This window comes from Syntrophomonas sp. UBA1041 (assembly GCF_002316705.1).
Classification (GTDB): Bacteria; Bacillota; Syntrophomonadia; order Syntrophomonadales; family Syntrophomonadaceae; genus DTU019.
In genome coordinates this window covers 1,242-3,331 of record NZ_DCEA01000077.1, presented here as the reverse complement: position 1 = coordinate 3,331, position 2,090 = coordinate 1,242, and the positions used below count along the sequence as shown (strand labels likewise).

Here is a 2,090-nt window from a genome sequence, read left to right as displayed (position 1 = left end):
ATTGGTATTGGTAGTGGACTCAGAACCAAGGTAAGTGCCAGCGTCGGAGTTTATGCGGATACGGATAGCATCGACACTGAGGTTGCCAAGATTAAGGCGGCCCTTGAGGCGGGAACAGATTCCATCATGGACCTTAGCGTAAAGGGCGATATCGATGCCATGCGCCGGGAAAACCTGGCCGCTGCATCTACGCCGTTGGGGACCCTGCCATATTACCAGGCTGTGTCTGAGGCTGCCCAAAAATACGGCACCGCTTTAAAGATGGATGTTGAAGCGCTGTTTGATGTAATTGAACGTCAGGCTGCTGATGGAGTCGACTTCCTGGCGTTACATTGCGGCACCACCATGAGCATTGTGGAGCGGCTCAAAAAAGAGAACCGTCTTGATCCTCTGGTCAGTTACGGGGGGTCTCACCTGATTGGTTGGATGCTGCATAATCACAGGGAAAATCCCTTGTATGAATACTATGACCGGGTTCTTGAGATTGCCCGCAGATACGATGTAACCCTCAGCATCGCCGATGGGATGCGGCCTGGCTGCCTGGCCGACTCCCTGGACGGCGCCCAGGTGCAAGAGCTGGTGGTGATGGGAGAATTGGTACGGAGAGCCAGAGAAGCAGGCGTTCAAGTAATGGTCAAAGGCCCGGGCCATGTCCCCCTGAACCAGTTAAAGGCTACCATTGTTCTACAGAAGAGCCTGTGTAAAGGGGCGCCATATTTTGTATTCGGCCCGGTGGTCACAGATATTGCCGCCGGATACGACCACATCAGCGCCGCTATCGGCGGGGCTGTCAGCGCCTGGGCGGGCGCTGAATTTATCTGCTATGTGACTGCATCTGAACACATAGGCCTGCCTGATGCCGACCAGGTCCGGGAGGGAGTGGTGGCCGCCCGCATCGCAGCCCATGCGGCTGATGTAGCCAAAGGTTTGCGGGGAGCTGCCGATTGGGATTTCGAACTCTCCAAGGCCCGAAAGGATTTGGATTGGCCTAAACAGATCGCCCTGTCTATAGACCCCAAAAGGGCTGAATATATGAGAAAAACGAGAAGCGATGACACCGTGACAGGATGCGCGATGTGCGGCAAATACTGCGCGATGGAAGTCGTATCCAGGTATTTGGGTGTTTCCAAGGTGAGCTGTTAAGCAGAAAGGGTGATCTAAATGACTCAAGTATTGGCTGCCCGTGCGGGCAGAGTTACTCCGGAGATGGAAATGGTAGCCGCTCAAGAAAATCTAGATGTACAGGCTGTCCGTGAGGGCGTTGCCGCCGGCAGGATCGTGATTCCCAGAAACATCAAGCGCAAGGATTTTCAATATTGCGGCATCGGAGAGGGGCTGCGTATCAAAGTGAATGCTCTGATCGGCACCTCCAGCGACATCGAGGATGTGGCCATGGAGGAGCGCAAATTGGCTTTCGTAGAAGCGGCAGAGTGTGATGCGTTGATGGATTTGAGCACCGGCGGGGACATAGACGGGATGAGGCGTCTGGTACTGGATAAAGCCAACATTGCCGTTGGCAGTGTACCGATTTATCAGGCGGCCATTGAAGCCATCGATAGACGGGGCAGTATCGTGGGCATGACCGCGGAGGACATGTTCGAGGCCATAGAAAAACAGGCCGCCGACGGTGTAGACTTTATGGCCATTCATAGCGCTTTAAACTTCGATGTTATCAGGCGGCTTCAGAACATGGGCCGGGTTACCGATGTTGTCAGCCGGGGCGGCGCTTTCCTGACCGGCTGGATGCTCCACAACAAAAAAGAAAACCCTTTATACGAACAATTTAACCGCTTGCTGGAGATCCTCAAAAAGTATGATGTGACCTTGAGCCTGGGAGACGCTATCCGCCCTGGTTCTACAGCTGATTCCCTCGACGGAGCGCAGCTGCAGGGACTGATAGTGGCCGGGGAACTGGTGGCCAGAGCCCAGGCGGCCGGGGTTCAAGTGATGGTGGAAGGCCCCGGACACGTGCCCATGAATCACGTAGAGGCCACGGTGCTGCTGCAGAAGCGATTGTGCAACAGAGCCCCCTACTTCATCCTGGGCACATTAGCCACCGACGTAGCGCCGGGCTACGACCATATCACCTC

The 2,090-nt window shown here is 55.1% G+C and carries 2 protein-coding genes; both read left to right on the top strand.

Annotated elements, in window-relative coordinates:
• Positions 1–1,143 (top strand): phosphomethylpyrimidine synthase ThiC (gene thiC, locus B2633_RS11990; protein WP_483170917.1); only part of this gene is annotated, 1,143 nt, incomplete at its 5' end.
• Between the two features lie 18 nt (positions 1,144–1,161).
• Positions 1,162–2,090: phosphomethylpyrimidine synthase ThiC (gene thiC / locus B2633_RS11985; protein WP_483170916.1), on the top strand; the 929-nt coding region annotated here is incomplete at its 3' end.